The 16,690-nt window shown below is 67.4% G+C and carries 16 protein-coding genes and 2 pseudogenes; 3 read left to right on the top strand and 15 right to left on the bottom strand.

What is annotated here, in order from left to right:
* Positions 1-507: 507 nt before the first annotated feature.
* The 14 genes and pseudogenes from CEB94_RS29610 to eccB all read right to left on the bottom strand — a co-directional run.
* Positions 508-1,523, bottom strand: a pseudogene (locus tag CEB94_RS29610) (IS630 family transposase); the annotation flags it as partial.
* Between the two features lie 130 nt (positions 1,524-1,653).
* A complete protein-coding gene (locus tag CEB94_RS29605) occupies positions 1,654-2,166 on the bottom strand; it encodes a hypothetical protein (RefSeq protein ID WP_175435080.1) in 513 nt (170 codons plus the stop codon).
* Positions 2,167-2,224: 58 nt separating this feature from the next.
* Entirely contained in the window at positions 2,225-2,722 is a 498-nt protein-coding gene (locus tag CEB94_RS29600; RefSeq protein ID WP_175435079.1) for a hypothetical protein, read from the bottom strand.
* A gap of 44 nt (positions 2,723-2,766) precedes the next feature.
* Positions 2,767-4,095, bottom strand: a complete 1,329-nt coding sequence (locus tag CEB94_RS29595) for a hypothetical protein (protein WP_175435078.1) — start codon at positions 4,093-4,095, stop codon at positions 2,767-2,769.
* An 11-nt stretch (positions 4,096-4,106) separates the two neighbouring features.
* Entirely contained in the window at positions 4,107-4,511 is a 405-nt protein-coding gene (locus CEB94_RS29590) for a hypothetical protein (RefSeq protein ID WP_175435077.1), read from the bottom strand.
* Between the two features lie 377 nt (positions 4,512-4,888).
* Entirely contained in the window at positions 4,889-5,245 is a 357-nt protein-coding gene (locus CEB94_RS29585; protein ID WP_175435076.1) for a DUF4333 domain-containing protein, read from the bottom strand.
* Between the two features lie 422 nt (positions 5,246-5,667).
* The gene (locus CEB94_RS29580; protein ID WP_097221215.1) at positions 5,668-5,970 is read right to left on the bottom strand and encodes a WXG100 family type VII secretion target; all 303 of its coding nucleotides are present in this window, start codon (positions 5,968-5,970) and stop codon (positions 5,668-5,670) included.
* A gap of 88 nt (positions 5,971-6,058) precedes the next feature.
* Entirely contained in the window at positions 6,059-6,397 is a 339-nt protein-coding gene (locus CEB94_RS29575) for a WXG100 family type VII secretion target (protein ID WP_031138371.1), read from the bottom strand.
* A gap of 93 nt (positions 6,398-6,490) precedes the next feature.
* Positions 6,491-7,657 carry a S8 family serine peptidase gene (locus CEB94_RS29570; protein WP_281292586.1) on the bottom strand — a complete coding sequence of 389 codons (1,167 nt, stop codon included), beginning with the start codon at positions 7,655-7,657 and terminating at the stop codon, positions 6,491-6,493.
* 125 nt (positions 7,658-7,782) lie between these two features.
* Positions 7,783-9,471, bottom strand: coding sequence for a hypothetical protein (locus CEB94_RS29565; RefSeq protein WP_175435074.1), 1,689 nt, complete (start codon positions 9,469-9,471; stop codon positions 7,783-7,785).
* Positions 9,471-9,917 carry a hypothetical protein gene (locus CEB94_RS29560; RefSeq protein ID WP_175435073.1) on the bottom strand — a complete coding sequence of 149 codons (447 nt, stop codon included), beginning with the start codon at positions 9,915-9,917 and terminating at the stop codon, positions 9,471-9,473. Before CEB94_RS29560 ends, CEB94_RS29565 begins: the two co-directional genes overlap by 1 nt.
* A 163-nt stretch (positions 9,918-10,080) precedes the next feature.
* The gene (locus tag CEB94_RS29555; protein ID WP_175435072.1) at positions 10,081-10,692 is read right to left on the bottom strand and encodes a hypothetical protein; all 612 of its coding nucleotides are present in this window, start codon (positions 10,690-10,692) and stop codon (positions 10,081-10,083) included.
* Positions 10,693-10,700: 8 nt separating this feature from the next.
* Positions 10,701-11,951, bottom strand: a complete 1,251-nt coding sequence (mycP, locus tag CEB94_RS29550) for a type VII secretion-associated serine protease mycosin (RefSeq protein WP_175435071.1) — start codon at positions 11,949-11,951, stop codon at positions 10,701-10,703.
* Between the two features lie 11 nt (positions 11,952-11,962).
* On the bottom strand, positions 11,963-13,489 hold the full coding sequence (eccB, locus tag CEB94_RS29545; RefSeq protein ID WP_175435070.1) for a type VII secretion protein EccB: 1,527 nt from the start codon (positions 13,487-13,489) through the stop codon (positions 11,963-11,965).
* Between the two features lie 199 nt (positions 13,490-13,688).
* Here eccB and eccE point away from each other — a divergent pair, with 199 nt between their 5' ends.
* The 3 genes and pseudogenes from eccE to CEB94_RS42265 form a co-directional block, all read left to right on the top strand.
* Positions 13,689-15,005, top strand: a complete 1,317-nt coding sequence (eccE, locus tag CEB94_RS29540; protein WP_175435069.1) for a type VII secretion protein EccE — start codon at positions 13,689-13,691, stop codon at positions 15,003-15,005.
* Positions 15,002-15,790 carry a hypothetical protein gene (locus tag CEB94_RS29535; RefSeq protein ID WP_175435068.1) on the top strand — a complete coding sequence of 263 codons (789 nt, stop codon included), beginning with the start codon at positions 15,002-15,004 and terminating at the stop codon, positions 15,788-15,790. Before eccE ends, CEB94_RS29535 begins: the two co-directional genes overlap by 4 nt.
* A gap of 303 nt (positions 15,791-16,093) precedes the next feature.
* Positions 16,094-16,207, top strand: a pseudogene (locus CEB94_RS42265) (hypothetical protein); the annotation flags it as partial.
* Positions 16,208-16,230: 23 nt separating this feature from the next.
* On the opposite strand, the gene CEB94_RS42260 reads toward CEB94_RS42265, so the two are convergent.
* On the bottom strand, positions 16,231-16,449 hold the full coding sequence (locus CEB94_RS42260; RefSeq protein WP_425472572.1) for a hypothetical protein: 219 nt from the start codon (positions 16,447-16,449) through the stop codon (positions 16,231-16,233).
* Between the last annotated feature and the right edge of the window lie 241 nt (positions 16,450-16,690).

Here is a 16,690-nt window from a genome sequence, read left to right as displayed (position 1 = left end):
TGCTCGCTCCTCAGGCTCGGCGGGATGGACCTGGTTGATCAAGAGGCGCTCTGGTGGCGCTTCCAGGCACGCCGCTTCACTGACCGAGAGGAACGAACCGTCAGAAGCGGGGTACGGAGGTCGGCGAATTCTGCTTCTTTCACTCGCAGCGGTCATGGTCGTGATGGCCGTGTGGTAGTTCATCAGCCTTGATTACATCGAGTCCGGTGGGCTTGAGGATTGAGACGAGTGGACCAGTCTCAGGGGATTGTGCAGGTGCGAGTAGCGACTCGGACGGGAGGGGACCTCTGACTAGGGTCTGGCTACGCTGACCAAAGCGTGATCGTCCAGGAACTGGGCGGAGCGCAATCGTCCGGGAGCCGCTCGGGCGAAGATACCGGGGGAAAGGGCACACCGATGGCGTGGGATGAGTGGGAACAGCTGAAGTCCAAGGCGGCGGAGCAGCAGTCGAAGACGCGAATGCAGCTGAACCAGTACCCGGCCGACCAGGGGTGCCTGGCAACTCCAGGTCTTCGTCCAAACGAAGGGTTTCGGCCAGGTCTTGATCCAGGCGCGGATGTCCTTCTCCAGGGTCTGGACGTTCTTGTGGGCGCCTCGCCGTATCTGCTTGTCGGTGAGCAGGCCGAACCACCGCTCGACCTGGTTGAGCCAGGAGCTGCTGGTGGGGGTGAAACGCACGTGGAAGCGCGGGTGTGCGGCCAGCCACCGCTGAATGGCGGGGGTCTTGTGCGTGGAGGCGTTGTCGCAGATCAGGTGGACGTCCAGGCCGGCGGGCACTTCCTTGTCGATCCGGATCAGGAACTTCTTGAACTCCACGGCGCGATGCCGGCGATGGACTGGCCGATCACCTCGCCGGTGGCCGTGTTCAGCACAGCGAACAGGGTGGTGACGCCGCCGCGCACGTAGTCATGGGTACGGCGCTCGGGCATGCCCGGCATCATCGGCAGCACGGGTGCTGACCGGTCCAGGGCCTGGATCTGTGTCTTCTCGTCCACGCACAGCACCAGTGCGTGTTCGGGCGGGGCGAGATAGAGCCCGACCACGTCACGGACCTTCTTGATGAACTGCGCGTCCTTCGAAAGCTTGAAGGTGTCCACCAGGTGCGGCTTGAGGCCGAAGGTCCGCCAGATCCGCGCGATGGCCGACTGGGACAGGCCCACCTCCTTGGCCATGGACCGCGTTGACCAGTGCGTGGCGTCCTTCGGCGTGGTCTCCAGCGTCTTGACGACCACTTCCTCGACCTGGCCTTCGGTGATCTTCCGCGGTCCGCCCAGACGCGGTTCGTCGGTCAGGCCCTCCAACCGGTCCCGCATGAACCGGGCCCGCCACCGGCTCACCGTGTGTGCCTCGACGCCCAGCCGGTCCGCAACGTCCTTGTTCGAAGCGCCCGTTGCGCTTCCCAGCACGATCCGGCACCGCAGGGCCAGCGCCTGAGAGGACGTCCGGCGCCTGGCCCAGCGGGCCAATGTCGCACGCTCGTCGTCGTCCAGCAGCTCGGCCTTCGGCCGTCCCGTCCTCGCCATCCGGACATCATGTCGAACCAGCACTGACTTACGCAGCGAATTCCCGACTCAGGACACTAGGCGTCAGTCAACGCCCTCCTGGGGGAGAGACCAACGTTGTGCGTGGCTGCTAAGCAAGGAGCGGCTGGCCTCACAGTTTCCCGAAGATCACTCCGCGCCAGGTCCAGCCCGACTTGAGGACGATGTCCTGCAGGGGGTTGCGTAGCTCCGAGGCGTCGAAACGGAATGTCTCTGTCGCCTGGAGGCGGCCGCTCTCCCCGCGTTGGATCGTGTAGCGGCGGGAAACGGTCCTGTCGGGCCCGCGCGTGTACTGCTTGGAAATCGCAAGTCTCGGCGGATTCCCGACTCGGGTGACCTCCCGCCCTTCCTCAAGGACACGCACCTCATGGTCCTCCTCGACCAGACGCATCCTGATCTGGACGGCGCGAGTCAGCTGGGACTGAATGAAGAACGTCTGCCAGGCGGGCTCTGCCATCCGCCACTCAGCCACCAGGTCGGCGCCCCCTGCGGCGCCGTTACGGATGATGTACGGGACATCGGACCGGTTGAGGCCGAGCAGGGCTGACCGCACCTCCTCGGCTGGGCGGGGCGCGACACCGTCATCGGGGTGCTTGGTTCCGGTCAGATTGTCGAAGAGGCCCATGAGGTCAACTTACGACGGTCCAGGTTGCCGGTGCCACACGTGCCGCCTGCGGAGACGCCTATGAAGCCGTGTTGGCATCCAGGCGGACTGTGCGCACGAAGTCCTGGAAGTCGCTGAGGACATAGGAATGTTGGGATGCAGTGGCGGTCAGGACCAGGCGTATCACAGCCCGCTTACTCGGATCGGCGACGTCCAGTATGGATAGGTACACCTGCGACTGCACGAGGTCGCGAGCCACGCCCCCGACGACGGCCGAGACGGCCAGCGTCTGTGTGAAGCCGGGTGCGTCCGCTGAACCGATCTCGTGGTGGCTGGTGACTTTCACCGACGTGGCAGCCTGGCGCAAGCGCTCCACCGAGTCATGGGCGATCGCGGACAGCCTCGCCGCGTCCGGGCGGTACTCACCATCGATCATGACGTTCGCAGTGAATCGGGCATCCGGTTGCGGGTGCAGTGCGACGAACGAGGCCTCCGGCACTCCGACTGCATCCGGCGGTGCAGCACGCCAGCCTTCCGGCAGTTCGAACTGAATCGGTACGGGCAGAGCGGTGGGCATATCGGGCCATCCTTACTGCGGCAGTGGGGCTGCGGGGACGTGCATCAGAACAGGCTGCCGATCCCATCGGCTACCCATTCGGCGGATTCCCCCACGGCGTCGGCCGCATCGCCCGCAGTGTTGGCGATCTTCCCCGGATCGGCGGTGACCTCAAGCCCTACCGCGCCACCGAGAAGGGGAGAGAGCCCGACTTTGGGGGCCCAGTGCCACGTGCCGTTGGCGTCCTTGCTGAAGTTCAGGGTTGCCTCGGCGCCAGGGCCGGCCCATCCCTCGGCTGTGGTGCCCACTCCGATTCCCCCGATGTCCACACCTCCGAAGGCACCTGCCTTCGCACCCGCGAACGCCTCGCCGCCCAACTGCACGCCATCGAGACCGGCCCCCGCATTGGCACCGACCTCTGCGCCGACCATGCTTTCCGCCCGTCCATACACCCCGACGGGGCCGAGGTCGGTGCGTCCCTTGGCAGAGGCTTCGCCACCGGCGAAGGCGCCGGCTTCGCCCTGGATGCCCTCGTTGGTGATGCCACCGGCCGCGGAGACCTTAGCGCCCGCGTAGGCTTCGGCCTCCCCGGCGAGCTTCATCGGCCCGTTGGCGAGTGAGCCCTCCGCGCTCGCGCGGCCCAGGTCGGCATGCGCCTCAGCCTCACCCAACTTGCCAGCCCCCGTGTCGGGCCCGGTGACCGATGTTCCGACGCCGGGGCCGGAGGCTTCGGACTCGCCTTCGGAGACCCACCCGTCGGGTTTCGTCTTTGGGTCCGGCTTGCCTGCCTTCGCCAGGTCACCTACTGCGTGCGCGTTAAATCCGCCGAATCCGATGCCGTCCGCCGAACCATCGCTCGTCGCGCGGGCCAGCGCACGCTTCACGCTCTGGTCGGCCTCGTCGACGGCTTTGATCGCCTTGGCGATGTCGTCCGTCCAGCTCTGTGCCTTCTCTCGGGCATCGGCCAGCAGTAGAGGGTAGTCGGGGTCGTGATGGAGGGCGTACTTCTCCTGTTCGGAGAGGTTGTCGTACCCGACATAGGTCGCCTTGCCAGAGCCGTCGACCTTGTAGTCCTTCTTCTCCGCGTCTTGTACAAGGTCCTTGACCGCCTTCTGCAAGCGGGTCAGCTCGGTGTGTGCATCCGTAAGAAGACTGGCGATGGCCAACGCCTCTGCCTGGGCCGCTCCGAACTCGAAAGCAGTGGCCGAGGCGTACTGCTGCTGCGCGCCGTACGCGAGCCCCTGCCAGTTCCCGTTGCCAAGAACACTCTGCACATGCTTCTCATAGTCGGTCTTCAGCTCACCGAAGCGATCGCTCATCTTCCTCCACGCCTTGGACACGTCCGCGAGCGGAGACAGATCAATCGTCATCACGTCGTGGTAGTTCAGCGCCATGACTGGCCCTGTCACATCCCGTCGAAGCTGCTGGGGAGCCGTACCCCGGCCACCTGCGCGCCGACGGTTGTGTCCTGGCTCTGAAGGATGTTCTTCGTGCCGTGCAGCCCGTTCAACTCCTGCTGCAACCGCCCCATCAGCCGGTTCGCCTGCCCGTGCCAGACGGTCAGCGCATCGGAGAGACCTTGTTCCAAGGCCCAGCCGGAGAACCCTTTCAGTCCGGTGTCCGGCTTGATCAGGAGGCTTTTTGGGGGCGCCGGGGCGACGTAGAACGGCTGCACCGCTCCACCGCCCTCCGCGATGCGGGCAGCAGCCTGGGTGTCCGGCAGCAGCTCCTCTTCCAGGTACTTCGCCGCGCGCTTCTTGTCGCTCGGCGAACTCGCAAGTGTTTGCTCGCCACCGGCTCCGGACCCCATGGAACAACCCCCGTCGCATTCGCGCATTCTAGGCTTCACACCAATGGGTGCATCACGCCAGCTACTCGAGCACCTTACCGGTTCACCGCCGATCCTTGGCGCCCGCCCTCAGGTCTGAACGAGCTCCTTAATACGTACAAGTGATAGCCGTTGAGCAAGCAGTCAAAAGGGACGCGGTTTGACCGTACGGACGACGATGCTAGCGGATACTGCTCCGCCGATCGCATCCAGCACCGCACGGCCAGGGCTCATCCGAGAAGCCTTCTCATCTCAGCAGCCGACCTCTGTCCATGCCCAGATTCCCGTAGCCCCGGATGGTGAGGGCCGGCGAAGCTCCGCACGACATGCCTCTGGGCCGGTGAAGAACGGCGCGCTCGTCAATTCGCAGCCGGGGAAGCCGTTTCGTCGGCCTTGATATCGAAGTTGATCTGGTCTCCCTCGACGGACGTCACCTTGACAGTTACGCCCAAGGTGCTGCCATCCTTCGCTGTGAGCTTGCACCGGGTGGTCGTGCCGACCTTGGCAGCGAGGTTCTCGGGGCAGGTGATGTCCGGCTTGGGCTTGCCCGTTGTTGCGGCGAGCTTTTCGGCGACGATGGTGGCCAGCTTGTCCGCAGACATTTGCGGTGTGGTGGACTTTCCGGCGTGCACCGACGCCGAGCACCCTGCGAGCAACGTGCAGGCGGCTACGGCCGAGAGACTCCATGTTGCTGCGGACGAACGGGCTTTGGGCATTGTGAACTCCGTACCAGCTGATCAGGACAAGAAGACGCCGAAAGCATACTTGGCAGGGCTGCTCGGCGTGCCGCTGATGGGACTTCCCGGCGGGAACCGGTAAAGGAAACGCCTCTGGAAGAAGAGCTTCGGGTCCCACCCGCTGGCCCTATGCGTGCGAACACGCACAAGTGCCTGGCGATGCGGCTACGCACCGGCAGCGCCGACTTGAACACGGTTGCCGACCATCTGAAGGTACTAGCCAACGCTTTGGTCCAGGTGCCCGGCGCCTCGACGGCGAAGACTAATACGGGGCCGCACGATGGTGCGCTGGCGCAACACTCCCCCTCTCTCCCACCAAGGAGAAAATCCGGCTCTTTTGATGCAGTGCAGGGTGGGCACCTCCCGTGCGTGCCCACCCTGGTTTTGCAGACTGCGCGCTCCTACTGGAAGTAGCTGGCGCCCTTCAGGTCGCCGCCTCGGTAGTCACCGCCGGCGGTGTGGACTCGCTGCGAGATGTTGACCAGTGCCTGGTGGATGCCTCGCGCGTGTGTGTCCCACTGCTTGGACTTCTTCTGGAACTCCTCGTACGCTTCGCCGCCCCAGCCCGAGGACACGTTGAGCACGGCCTGCTTCAGGGCCTCGAGGTCCTCCTCGAGCTTCTTTGCCTGATTGCCGAGCTCAGTGGCGAGCGCATCCATGGTGCCGTACGTGACGGCAAGTTCGTCGTAGTGTGCTCCGGACATGTTTCCCTCGTTTCTGTGCAGATTTCAGCCGGACTGCGCAGTCCGGACCGCGGTGCGGCTAGCTGCCGCCGATGGCTCGTCAGTAGCCTCAGTAGCTGTTGAGCGCCGACGTCTTGCCACCGAGATCGTCTACCGAAATCTGCTTGAGGTCGGCTTCGATCTGGTTCTCGAGGTTGCGCTTGTCGGTCTTGTTCAGGTTGATGCCCTCGAGGAAGTCGTCGAGCATCTTGCCGATCGCGACCATGTGCTGGTTGATTTCCGTCTGCTTCGTGTTGAACGCCTGGGCGCCCTGTCCCCTCCAGGCCTTCTCGATCATGTCGATCGTTCCCTGCAGCTTCGCGAGCGATCCCCTGATGTTGTCGTATCGATCGACGACCTCAGTCTGAAGCCTCTGTACGTCGCCTTCATTAAGCTTGCGGTCGACCATTTCGGCACTCCCCTTCGTAAGAGCTGTGGTTCGCTTCCGAGCGCGTCATCGCGCCGGAGAGGTCGTGTGTGACCGGTTGACCCGCGTGAGTCGTCATGCCTTTCGCCGCGAGCGGATCACCGCGAAGACGCCGCCCCCGATCACCAGGGCCGCGCCTGCGGCTCCGAGAGCGACCCACATCGTGGTGTTGTCGGACGACTCCGAGGTCGATCCTGCCGCCGAAGTCTGGCCGCCAGAAGGGCCCTTGGGGGCCTGTGACGAGGTTGATGCGGGAGCGGAGGGTGAGGCGGTGACGCCCGTGACGCCGGTCCCGTTCTCAAAGCTGAGGGGGTCGGTGGCGGCAGACCCCGGGTTGATGTCGCTGTTCTCCAGCACCTTGCGGGGGCGGACGGCGCCGTAGCCGAGGTAGTTGCTCCGCTCGCCCTTCGCCCAGGTGCGGCCAGCTGTATCGATCATGGTGCGCAGGACCTGGTTGGCCGTCCAGTCGGGGTGGGCGGACCAGATGAGGGCGGCTGAGGCGGAGGCGATGGCCGTTGCCATACTTGTTCCATCGCCGTCGTCGCAATACGAGCGGAATGTCGCGTCGCACCAATAGGGCACGTTGAGACCTGGGGCCCCCAGATCGACATAGTTGCCGAACTCCGAGAAGTCGCCTACTTTCCCCTTGTCGTCAGCGGCAGCCACCCCCACTACATAAGGATAGGCCGCCGGGTAGCCAATAAAGTTTTTCGATCCGGCGTCGTTTCCGGTAGCAGCGAACATCAGTTTGCCCTTGGAGTGGGCGTACTTGATGACCTTCTCCACGTCTGGGTCGATGATGTCACTGCCGAACGACATGTTGATGATGCGAGCATCACTGTCAGCCGCAGCCTTGATCGCATCGCCGACTGACGGTGTCTTCTTCTTGTCGGTGCTGCTCACGCCTTTGGAGAGCACTCGATAGGGGACGATTTTCGCACCCGGGGCTAGGCCTTGCATACCGCCTCCAGCGCCGGTACCGGCGATCAACTCCGCCATGCTGGTGCCGTGGCCTTTGTAGTCCTCAGTGGCGTTGTGCGAGACCGCCTCCGGCGCCTCGTCTCCGAGCACCTGGCCCTTCAAGGAAGATGTATCCGGATTCACGCCGGTGTCCAGCACGGCAACTTTGACGCCTTTGCCGGTGCTGATCTTCCACATGTCTTCGGCGTGCATCGCGTTCAAGTACCACTGCTTCGACTGAACGTCTGCGGCGGCCGCACTCGGGGCCAGTCCCGAAGACATGACTGCGAAAGCACCGAGTGCCGCGCACGCGGTGGACACCCGTCTTCCGACACGTCCTGCGAAGAACGCCGTCAATCCGCCACGTGGGCTGGTCCCTGTCATGCCTCTGTAGATCCTCGCTCTGATCAGTCAGTCACTGGTGGCGTGTTGCGTCGCGGGGTCTCCGGTTGAGACTCACCCTCACGATCCCTGCGGTTCGTGTTTCGCCGGTTTCCCGTGCGGCCGTGCGGCGCGCCTGCGCCGCCTCCGGTGGGTCCACCGCTTTTCCCTGCTGGGGCTCGCCCCTTCGGTGTACCGACGACGCCGTCGGCATTGCCCGCGGCTGGACGCGCAGTCTGGCCCGGACGAGCGCCAGGAGTAGAGTTCGGCGCCCCGATCACTCCGCGCTGCCCGATTTGGCCGACGCGCGCTCGGGAGCCGGTGTTGCCACCGGCGCCGACGACCGTACCGCGCGGGACCTTGGAACCGGTCACCCCTTGAGGACCTGCGGCGGGCCTTCCTCCGACAACTCCATTGCCGCGCGCCGCACCTGTGGCACTCGAACCGCCCGCACGGTCGCTCGCCGGCCCTCCGACAGTGCGTGGCATTCCGCCGGAGATGCCTCGGCCCATGGGGGACGCGCTGCCACCTCGAGCACCTGACTGCCCCGTGGTGGTGGCGTGCCCCATGGGGCCTGTTGCGCCTCGACCGCCGACGGTCCCGCTCGGAGTGCCTGTGCGACCTTGAGCCGAGATCGGGGCCCTGTTGCCGTTCGCTCCGCCGAAGGCCGAGGTGCGGCCGGCCGGCCCACTGAGGGCAGGAGGAACCGTGCCGGAGGGAAAGGGAGGGGCTGTCCCTCCGTTTGCGCCATGGGGACCAGTCATCGTCGGCGCCACACTGGTCGACGGCCTCGTGGCTTCCTGGGGCGGCAGGGTGCCCACGCTGTCGATTTTCGTGCCGACGTTCGCATCCGAGGAAACGGTGGGGGCGTCCACATGCTTGAGCGGCGGCCTAGTGTCTCCCGAACGGGCGTGCTCAGTCGCCGTACTCGCCGTATTCGATGAGTCATGTCCGGCCACCACGGGCTGGTGCGGGCCCCCTAGCCCTCCGATGCCTTGCTCACCAACGTTTCTGAGATCCCCATAGTCCGGATCCGGCTTAGGCACCCCCACATCCGGCATAGGCTCGAACGTCGGCGGCTCCTGCGCCGCCATGATCTCTTCCGACACCGCGTAGAAGGACGCCAGCCGGTTCATCTGGTTGATCGCCTCTTGGCGGTCCTTCTCGGCCTTGACCGCAGCCGCGTACTCCGCGTTGCTCTCGATTTGCTTGGGCGTCGGAATGTCCGCGACCGCCTTGGGGTCCTCTCGGGTGTCGCGCGGCGGCATGGCGCTGCGGACGGAGGCGAGGCCCGTGGCCGCTGCCGTGACCTGGGTGCCGGCGGCGTCGGCGAAGGCGGCGAGTTTGCGGGCGTGGATGACGAGATTGGCGCCCCATTTACGGAAGGCCTCGCCCGACTCGCCTTCCCAGTCGACCCGGGTGATGTGGCCTTCGAGTTCCTCCGCGGCGTCTTCGATGGCGGTCTGGGCGTTCAGCAGGGCAGTGCCCGCAAGTTCCAGGTCCTCTGGTTTTGCGGACTCGACCATGTCGATCATGGCGTTCAGGGCGTGGCCCTCGAAGTTCGTCTTGCCGAAGACACGGGGGACGTTCCAGCCGAAGGGGAGGAGCTGGGCGACCCCCGTCGCGCCGCTCACCATGTCGATGGCGCTGACCTGCGCCGCGGCCTGCTCCTTCTCCGCCTGGTGCGATTCCTGGGGCTTCTGCTTGTCGCTCACTAGTAGGTGACCGTCCGCTCGTCGTTGCTCTTCGGCGCGGACGCGCCCTGCTTCGCAGCCTCCGCCGCTTCCCTCTCCTGCCTCGCTTCAAGCTGCTGACGGCCGATCTCAGTCCTGATCTCCCAGAACCGCCGCCGCTCCTCCTCGTCGATGTTGCTGAAGTTTCCGCCCGCGCCCATGACGGCGATCTGCATCGCCTCGATCTGAAGGCCCAGGTTCTTGGAGAGGGCGGTGAGACGTTCGTGGACGCGCTCGTACTGGCTGTGGAGGCCCTTGGCCTCGGCGAAGCCGCCCGAGCCGCTGAAAGAGGCCTGGGAGAGGGCATGCGCCGCGATCTTCTGCGGGCTGCCGGGTGAGCCCTCGAATGTGGAGAGCACGGCATCGACACGCTTCTTGAAGGTTCCCAGTGCCTCCAAGCCGACTTTGAAACCCTCCGCAGGCAGCATGCCTTCCCTCCCCGTTCCCCGTTGATGAAGTCGTTGAGCGGTGCACAGGTGTTGAACCGATCGGCACACTCGCTGACCACTGTAGTCATCGTGTGAGGCGCGGCCAACTGAACTTCGTGGTATGTGAGTTACCTGGGGGACCAGTCCCGGCCGAGCCGCGAAGTCAGCAACCCCCCTCATGCGTCGTCACCGCGAAGTCGTACGAAGGCACCGTCACCGTCCCCTCACCTCCCGCGATTCCCGGCGGATCGTAGTCCCCGTCCTTCGACCGGGTGCGTGTGACCTGCATGCAGAAGGGCGTGTCGGCGCCCGTGACCGTGTAGCGCGCCTCGGAAGCGGTGTTCGGGTCGGCGGGCGTCGCGGTCACGCCGTACTGCGGGGCGTCGCCGCCGCCGTGCTCGACGACCTCTTGCTCGATTTTCGTCGCGTACTCGTCGATCCAGCCGGTGTCGTTGTCCTCGGCATAGATGTCGCCGAAGCCGGAGCTGCCGTCCAAGGCATCCGTGGCCCCCTGCACCGCAGTCGTCAACTCGGCGTCGTCCCACGTCGTGTCATCGGAGACTCCGAAGCCCTGCACACACAGGTAGATGCCGACGCCGGCCAGAGCGACGAACACGACGCGAGCGGTGATGAACGAGGCGTCGGACAGTTCTTCGGCCGACGGGTTGATGCCGGCGCGCCACGCCCGGACGCGGTCCGCCTTGACGCAGGCCATGGCCAGCAGCACGGCGGACAGGATGAGGCCGAGCACATTCAGTTCGGTCAGCGCCTCCATGATCCGCCCTACACCCGTCGCTTCTGCCTGCGCCGCGCGTCCCGGAGCGCCACCGCCGTGCCGCCCATCCCCGCGACGAGGACCACCGCGCCCACGGCCACGTAGGTGGCAAGGCGGGCGTTGCGTTCCTCGACGGTTTCACCGATCTGGAATTTGGCCGGGGTGGGGGCTTCCGGTTTGCCGAGGCCTGCTTGGGGGTTGGGGGACTCTATGGGATGTTCGTCATCCGTCAGGGCGCGTACGGGGTCGACCACTCCCCAGCCGACCAGGCGGTCGTGGCCCGCCGTGGTGCGCTCCGCGGTCTGTTCGATCTGGGCGACGATCTGCCGGGCCGTCCAGTCGGGGTGTTTCGCCTTGATCAGCGCCGCGAGGCCGGCGACGTACGGCGCCGAGAAGCTCGTACCGTTGTCGGAGCAGTGGCCGCCCTTGGGGACGGTGGAGATCATGTCGACACCGGGGGCCGCGACGCCGACGAACTCGCCGGACTGGGAGAAGGCGGCGCGCTCGTTGTTGCGGTCCGAGGCGGCGACGGCGAGGACACCCTCGTAGGAAGCCGGGTACGTCTCCTTGACGTTGCCGCCGAGGCCGTCGTTGCCCGCGGAGGCCACGACCACGATCTTCTTGTTCAGGGCCTGGTCGATCGCCAGCTTCAGATCGGACGTCGACGGCATCGGTTGTGAGGTGTCCTGGGAGATGTTGATGACGTCGGCCCCCGCCTGGACGGCGTAGCGGATCGCGTCAGTCAGGGTGCCGACGTCGCCGTTGCCCTCCGCGTCGTTCTGCTGGATCGGGATGATCGTCGCATCGGGGGCCAGGCCCACGAAGCCGGTGCCCTTGACGGGCCGGGCCGCGATGATGCCGGCGACCTTGGTGCCGTGGCCGACCGTGTCCGTGGTGCCGTTCTCCTTTCCCCGCTCGATCGGGTTGCCGTCGTCGTCCTTGAGGTTCTTGGGCAGGAAGTTGCGGCCGCTCTTCACGTCGACCGCGTCGGTGAGTTGGGGATTCGTCACGTCGACGCCGGTGTCGATCACCGCCACCCGCATGCCCTTGCCCGTGGACTGGCTCCACAGCTCGTCCAGGAGGACCCGTTGCAGGGACCAGGGGCGGCCCGGGTACTTGCCGTTGGGGAACGCGCACTGGTCGGAGTACGGGAGGTCGGCCGCTGCCGCGGGGGGCGCGATGACGACGGGGGCGGTGGTGAGCAGGGTCGCCGCCGTCACCGCGGTCGCCCTGTGGAGGAAGGAGGGCACGTGTGGCATGTCCGGACTCCTCAGGAACCCTGCGGCTGGCGTGCCGCCGTCGTCGACAGGCGTGGGCCGGTGGGCAGGAACTCCGACCAGGCGGCGGGGATCGGCGCGGGGTCCACGTCCTTGTAGCCGAGCCGGGTCTGGGCCTGCTGGGCCTCCTGCTGGGCCTGCTGGCGGTCCTTGGCCGTCGTACCGATGCCGGCGTCGTCCGCGCCACTGTCGGCGTTGGACTGCAGGACGTAGCGCAGGCCCGTGTCGGTGACGAGGAAGACGGGGCCGGCCTTGGTCTGCCTGCCCTGGAACTGGCGGTAGAGCTGGCCGGAGCCGGGCGTGACGTAGGCGCTGGAGGAGCCGGTGGGGAGCTTGGCCGGAAAGTCCGTGCCGGCCCAGGTGCTCAGGGTCGTGGCGCCCGAGCCGGCGTTGACGCCGCGCAGGACGTTGCAGACGGTTCCGCGGCTTCCTGCCGTGCCGGAGGCTTCGTTGACGGGCTGGGGGTCCTCGGTCGGCCAGCGGTGCTCGGTGCCGAACGGCTTGCCGGGGACGATGGCACCCGGGCTCATGTCCTCGGCTTTACCGGCCTGGCCGAGGGAGGCCAGGTCCTCGCTGAACAGCAGGAGTTGGGCGACGAAGGCCGAGACGGGGGCGACCCGGCCGGGCAGCACCACGTAGTACTGGTCGCTGTTGAGGTCGGACGCCTTGAGGACCATGCCGACCTTGTTGGTCTTCTCGTCCAGTTGGCCTGGGGCGTCGGCCGCGATACCGACCTGGTCGGGGATCTTCGGGAAGGAGATCGGGTCGCCGGTGTGCAGGGTCTCCAGCCACTCGTCGGAGACCTTCTGCGGCTTACGTCCGGAGCCGACGACGGCGCGCAGCAGCAGTTCGTTGCTCTTGTCGATGGGGTACGAGCGTCCGCTCGCGTCCACCACGTAGTGGTTTCCGTCCGGGGAGGCGACGTAGAGCAGTTGTCCGCCCGTCAGCTTTTCGCCTTTGCCCTCGGTCGCTTTCAGGTCGCGGGAGGCGAGGACCAGGGCCGCCTTCTGGATGGACTCGCCGCCCGCGCCGGGGCGTTCGCAGACCGCCCAGCGCTTCTCGCCGCCCGCCTCGGACGCCGAGGGAAGACGGTCGGGCGCGTACGGGATGCCGATGGTGGGTCCGTGCGGGATCTTGCCGTTGTCGAGGACGGACTCGGCGACGGTCACCACCTCGCCCTGGCCCTCGTTGAGGAGCAGCTTCGCGGACGCCATGTTGAGGACCGGGTGCAGCTGGACCTGTTTGCCGGTCTTCAGGATGACGTAGCGCGTGGTCGAGTCGCTGGCGACGATCACCTTGGCGTTGGGCTCGTCCCAGCCCTTGGGTGCGGTGGGCTTGAACATGCCCCAGGCCCCGAACACGGCCATGACGACCACACCCACGATGACGCCGGGGATGACCGCGCGCAGCGGACGAGGCGCCCCCTCCTCCGAACCGTCGGGCGACGACTGCAGGAAGGCCGCGAGCATGCGGCGCTTCGCGAAGGTGTAGGCGTTGAGCTGATCGCGCCGAGATGCCATCTCTGCTTGTCTCTCCCCGTGTTCACATGTGCCGCGCTCGCCGGGTGTGACATGGTCGCCCACCCCGGTGTCAGAGCGGCCCCCTACTATGCCTGGTATCCGCGGGGACTTGCGGAGCGGGTAGGGTACCCGGGCCTTCACGGGCCTTGTGCGGTGCTGAGACACCAGCGAGTTGTCAGCAAAACGGGGGGATGGAGTGATGGCTTCCGGAACGCGCGCCCGGTCCCGTGACCGATCGCGGACACGGGGCGCTTCGGCGCCCCGGCAGGGACCGGCGCAGCGGTCGGCCTCGCCGGGCGCACTCCACTCCAAGGTGCGTTCAGGTCAGGTCGGGGCATTCCGGATGCAACGCCTTGTCCTGTTCGAGGTCGCGGCCGCCATCCTGCTCGTCGGATGGGTGATCGATCCCGTTGCAGCGGTGCCTGCGGCTGTCCTCGCCGGCTGTCTGGTGCTGCTCTCCTTCCTCCGTCGCCGCGGGCGTTCCCTGCCTGAATGGCTGGCCACGGCTCAGGCGTTGCGTGCACGGCAGCGGCGGGCCGCGAGCAGGCCGATACCGGAGGGCACGGAGCCGGGGCTGGCGCCGGCCGTGGAGTGCGACCCGAGTCTGCGGACGTACACGTACACCGGCCGTGACCGCCGACCTGTCGGAATCGTCGGGGACGGTACGTTCGTCACCGCGGTCCTGCATGTCGAGGCCGACGCCACCGCGCTGCGGGCCGAGCGGAACCAACAGCCGTTGCCGCTCTCTCTGGTGTACGACGCCCTGGAGGTGGACGGCATCCGGCTGGAGTCGGCGCAGGTCGTGCTCCACACCCAGCCCGCGCCCGCGATCCATCTGCCCCAGCAGTCCGTGGCCGTCGCCAACTACGCGCCCCTGCAGGAGCAGACGGGTGCGCCGGCCGTACGCATCACGTGGATCGCGTTGAAGCTCGACCCGGAACTGTGCCCGGAGGCAGTGGCCGCGCGCGGGGGCGGCCTGGTCGGAGCACAGAAGTGCGTCGTGCGTGCCGCCGATCATCTCGCGAGCCGACTCACCGGAGCCGGATTCCGGGCGACCCTCCTCGACGAGGAGCAGCTGATCTCCGCCATCGCCACTTCGGCCTGCGCCAACCCGCTGGTGACGGCGGAGGCCGGGCGGACGGACGCGCGGGAGCGGCGGACCGAGGAGTCCGGCCGCAACTGGCGCTGCGACAACCGCAGACACACCACGTACTGGATCCGCCGGTGGCCCGTGCTGGGTGGCGAGAGGGCGCCGTCGCTGCCGCAGCTCGTCGCTCTGGTCACGGCCGTCCCCACCCTCGCCACCACCTTCAGTCTCACGCTCAGGCGGGCAGAGCGGAAGGAGGTGTCCGTCTGCGGGCACCTGCGGGTGACCGGGCGCAGCGACGACGAACTCGTCGCCGCCCGGCGCGCGGTGCAGACCGCGGCCCGGCACACGGGCATGGGGCTCGCCCGCCTCGACCGCGAACAGGTGCCCGGCATGCTCGCCACTCTGCCCCTCGGAGGTGCCCGGTGACGGCCACGACCCCGCGCGCAGGACAGGCGGCGGCCACCGGACGGGGCGAGCCGCAGACCTCTACTCCCGAGCGGGCGCGTGAACTACTGCGCCGCGGCTTCGGGCTGATCGGCCCGAGACACCCGCGGCACTCCGTGAGCGTCGACCAACTGGACACCCTCGCCCTCCCCGTCGCCGACGACGGTGTCGTCATCGGTGTGGACGCGGAGAGCCGGCCCGCGGTACTCGGGCTCAATCGGCCGTTGCCGTACGACGTCGTCCTCATCGGCGGGCTGTGGACCGTGCAGGTCATCGCACTCAGGGCGGCGGCGACGGGGACGCGGGTCGCCGTGGAGACCGGGCGGCCGCAGGTCTGGATGCGGATGGTGCACGCCATGGGGGGCGGTCAGAACGGGATGGCCGTGTACGACGTCGGGCGGGTGCCGCCGCTGGGTGCCTCAGCCGGTACGCCGGTGCTGGTGGTGCGGGACTGCGGGATGCGGCCACCTCGCGGTCGCGTGGTCTCCGGGCCCTGGCAGTCGGTGTTGACCCTGTTGCCGTACGTCAGCCCGGTCGCTCCGCGGCTCGTGCGGCAGGCGCGGCTGGTCGGGATCCAGCGGGTGTCGCCGGACGAGGCCACGGAACTGGGCCGCACGATGGCCCTCACCCGGGCCGAGATGGACTCCCTGCCGGGACTCTCCGACGGCCTCACCCTGTGGTGCAGCGACCGCGATCGGCAATACGTGATGACACAGCCCACGGACGCGGAGACAGGGTTGTTGGGTACGCCACGTCGGATGGACTGACGGACCGCGTAGCGAAACCGTTCGCGGCACCCGGTTTGTCAACTGTTGCTCCAGCAATTACGTCGCATTTGCCTGGTTTTCGAGGTCCAGCGTTGCTGTGGAGGGGCAGACGGGCCTGCCGGGGCGGGGCGTGTGGTGATTAGGCTGGGACAGGGCTCGACGTCGGACCCCGTGGAGTGGGCGTCGGCGTCCCAGGGGCAAGCGGGGGAGCCTGTGCAGCGGACGACCTCGGACGACCCCTCGAAACGCCTCAAACGACGTCGCACGACGTCGGACGACAAGCAAGGGTCGCCCCAGCACGGCATGAGGGTGCTCGACCACACCAGGAGGAACACTGTGAGCAGCGATCGGGACGGGAACCGCGGGGGCTGGGCGACACCCGGCGATGACCAGCCCGACGCGGAGTCCGCAGCAGAGATGACGGGCGAGTTCACCATCGACTACGCGCCGCCCGCCTGGTACACGCAGAACGCCTCGGGCAGCGCGAGCTCCGGGCAAGGGGCGAGGCCGGGGGCGTCGGAGGAGTCCGGCGCTTCGGCGACGCCCGGGGGCTCCGGAGGGCCGGGGGCTTCCGGTGCGCCCGACGGTTCGGGGGCTGCGGGGGTGCCTGAGGATTCCGGGATGCCGAAGGGGCCGGTGCCGCCGCTGCCCGGTCTCACTCCGCCGCCGCACGCCAACCCCACCGGTGGGCCTTCGTCCCTCCCGTCGTCCTTTCCGTCGTCCTTCCCTGGGCAGGCTCCGGCGCCCGAGGCGCCCTTCACTCCCCCAGCGCCGCCGCCCGCTCCGGGCGCTCCTTTCACACCTCCCGCGCCCGCGCCGGGTACGCCCTTCACGCCGCCGGCGCCGCCCGCGCCTTCGTCGGGGAATCCTTCGGCCGTGCCCAGGCTTCCGATGGGAGGC

Origin of the sequence: Streptomyces hawaiiensis (assembly GCF_004803895.1) — a bacterium.
GTDB classification, from domain to species: Bacteria; Actinomycetota; Actinomycetes; order Streptomycetales; family Streptomycetaceae; genus Streptomyces; species Streptomyces hawaiiensis.
This window is presented reverse-complemented; position numbering and strand designations above follow the sequence as displayed.

Coding starts and splice junctions, on each gene's coding strand:
- CEB94_RS29605 (WP_175435080.1), bottom strand. CDS start 2,166: ATGGGCCTCTTCGACAATCTGACCGGAACCAAGCACCCCGATGACGGT.
- CEB94_RS29600 (WP_175435079.1), bottom strand. CDS start 2,722: ATGCCCACCGCTCTGCCCGTACCGATTCAGTTCGAACTGCCGGAAGGC.
- CEB94_RS29595 (WP_175435078.1), bottom strand. CDS start 4,095: ATGGCGCTGAACTACCACGACGTGATGACGATTGATCTGTCTCCGCTC.
- CEB94_RS29590 (WP_175435077.1), bottom strand. CDS start 4,511: ATGGGGTCCGGAGCCGGTGGCGAGCAAACACTTGCGAGTTCGCCGAGC.
- CEB94_RS29585 (WP_175435076.1), bottom strand. CDS start 5,245: ATGCCCAAAGCCCGTTCGTCCGCAGCAACATGGAGTCTCTCGGCCGTA.
- CEB94_RS29580 (WP_097221215.1), bottom strand. CDS start 5,970: ATGTCCGGAGCACACTACGACGAACTTGCCGTCACGTACGGCACCATG.
- CEB94_RS29575 (WP_031138371.1), bottom strand. CDS start 6,397: ATGGTCGACCGCAAGCTTAATGAAGGCGACGTACAGAGGCTTCAGACT.
- CEB94_RS29570 (WP_281292586.1), bottom strand. CDS start 7,657: ATGTCTTCGGGACTGGCCCCGAGTGCGGCCGCCGCAGACGTTCAGTCG.
- CEB94_RS29560 (WP_175435073.1), bottom strand. CDS start 9,917: ATGCTGCCTGCGGAGGGTTTCAAAGTCGGCTTGGAGGCACTGGGAACC.
- CEB94_RS29555 (WP_175435072.1), bottom strand. CDS start 10,692: ATGGAGGCGCTGACCGAACTGAATGTGCTCGGCCTCATCCTGTCCGCC.
- mycP (WP_175435071.1), bottom strand. CDS start 11,951: ATGCCACACGTGCCCTCCTTCCTCCACAGGGCGACCGCGGTGACGGCG.
- eccB (WP_175435070.1), bottom strand. CDS start 13,489: ATGGCATCTCGGCGCGATCAGCTCAACGCCTACACCTTCGCGAAGCGC.
- eccE (WP_175435069.1), top strand. CDS start 13,689: ATGGCTTCCGGAACGCGCGCCCGGTCCCGTGACCGATCGCGGACACGG.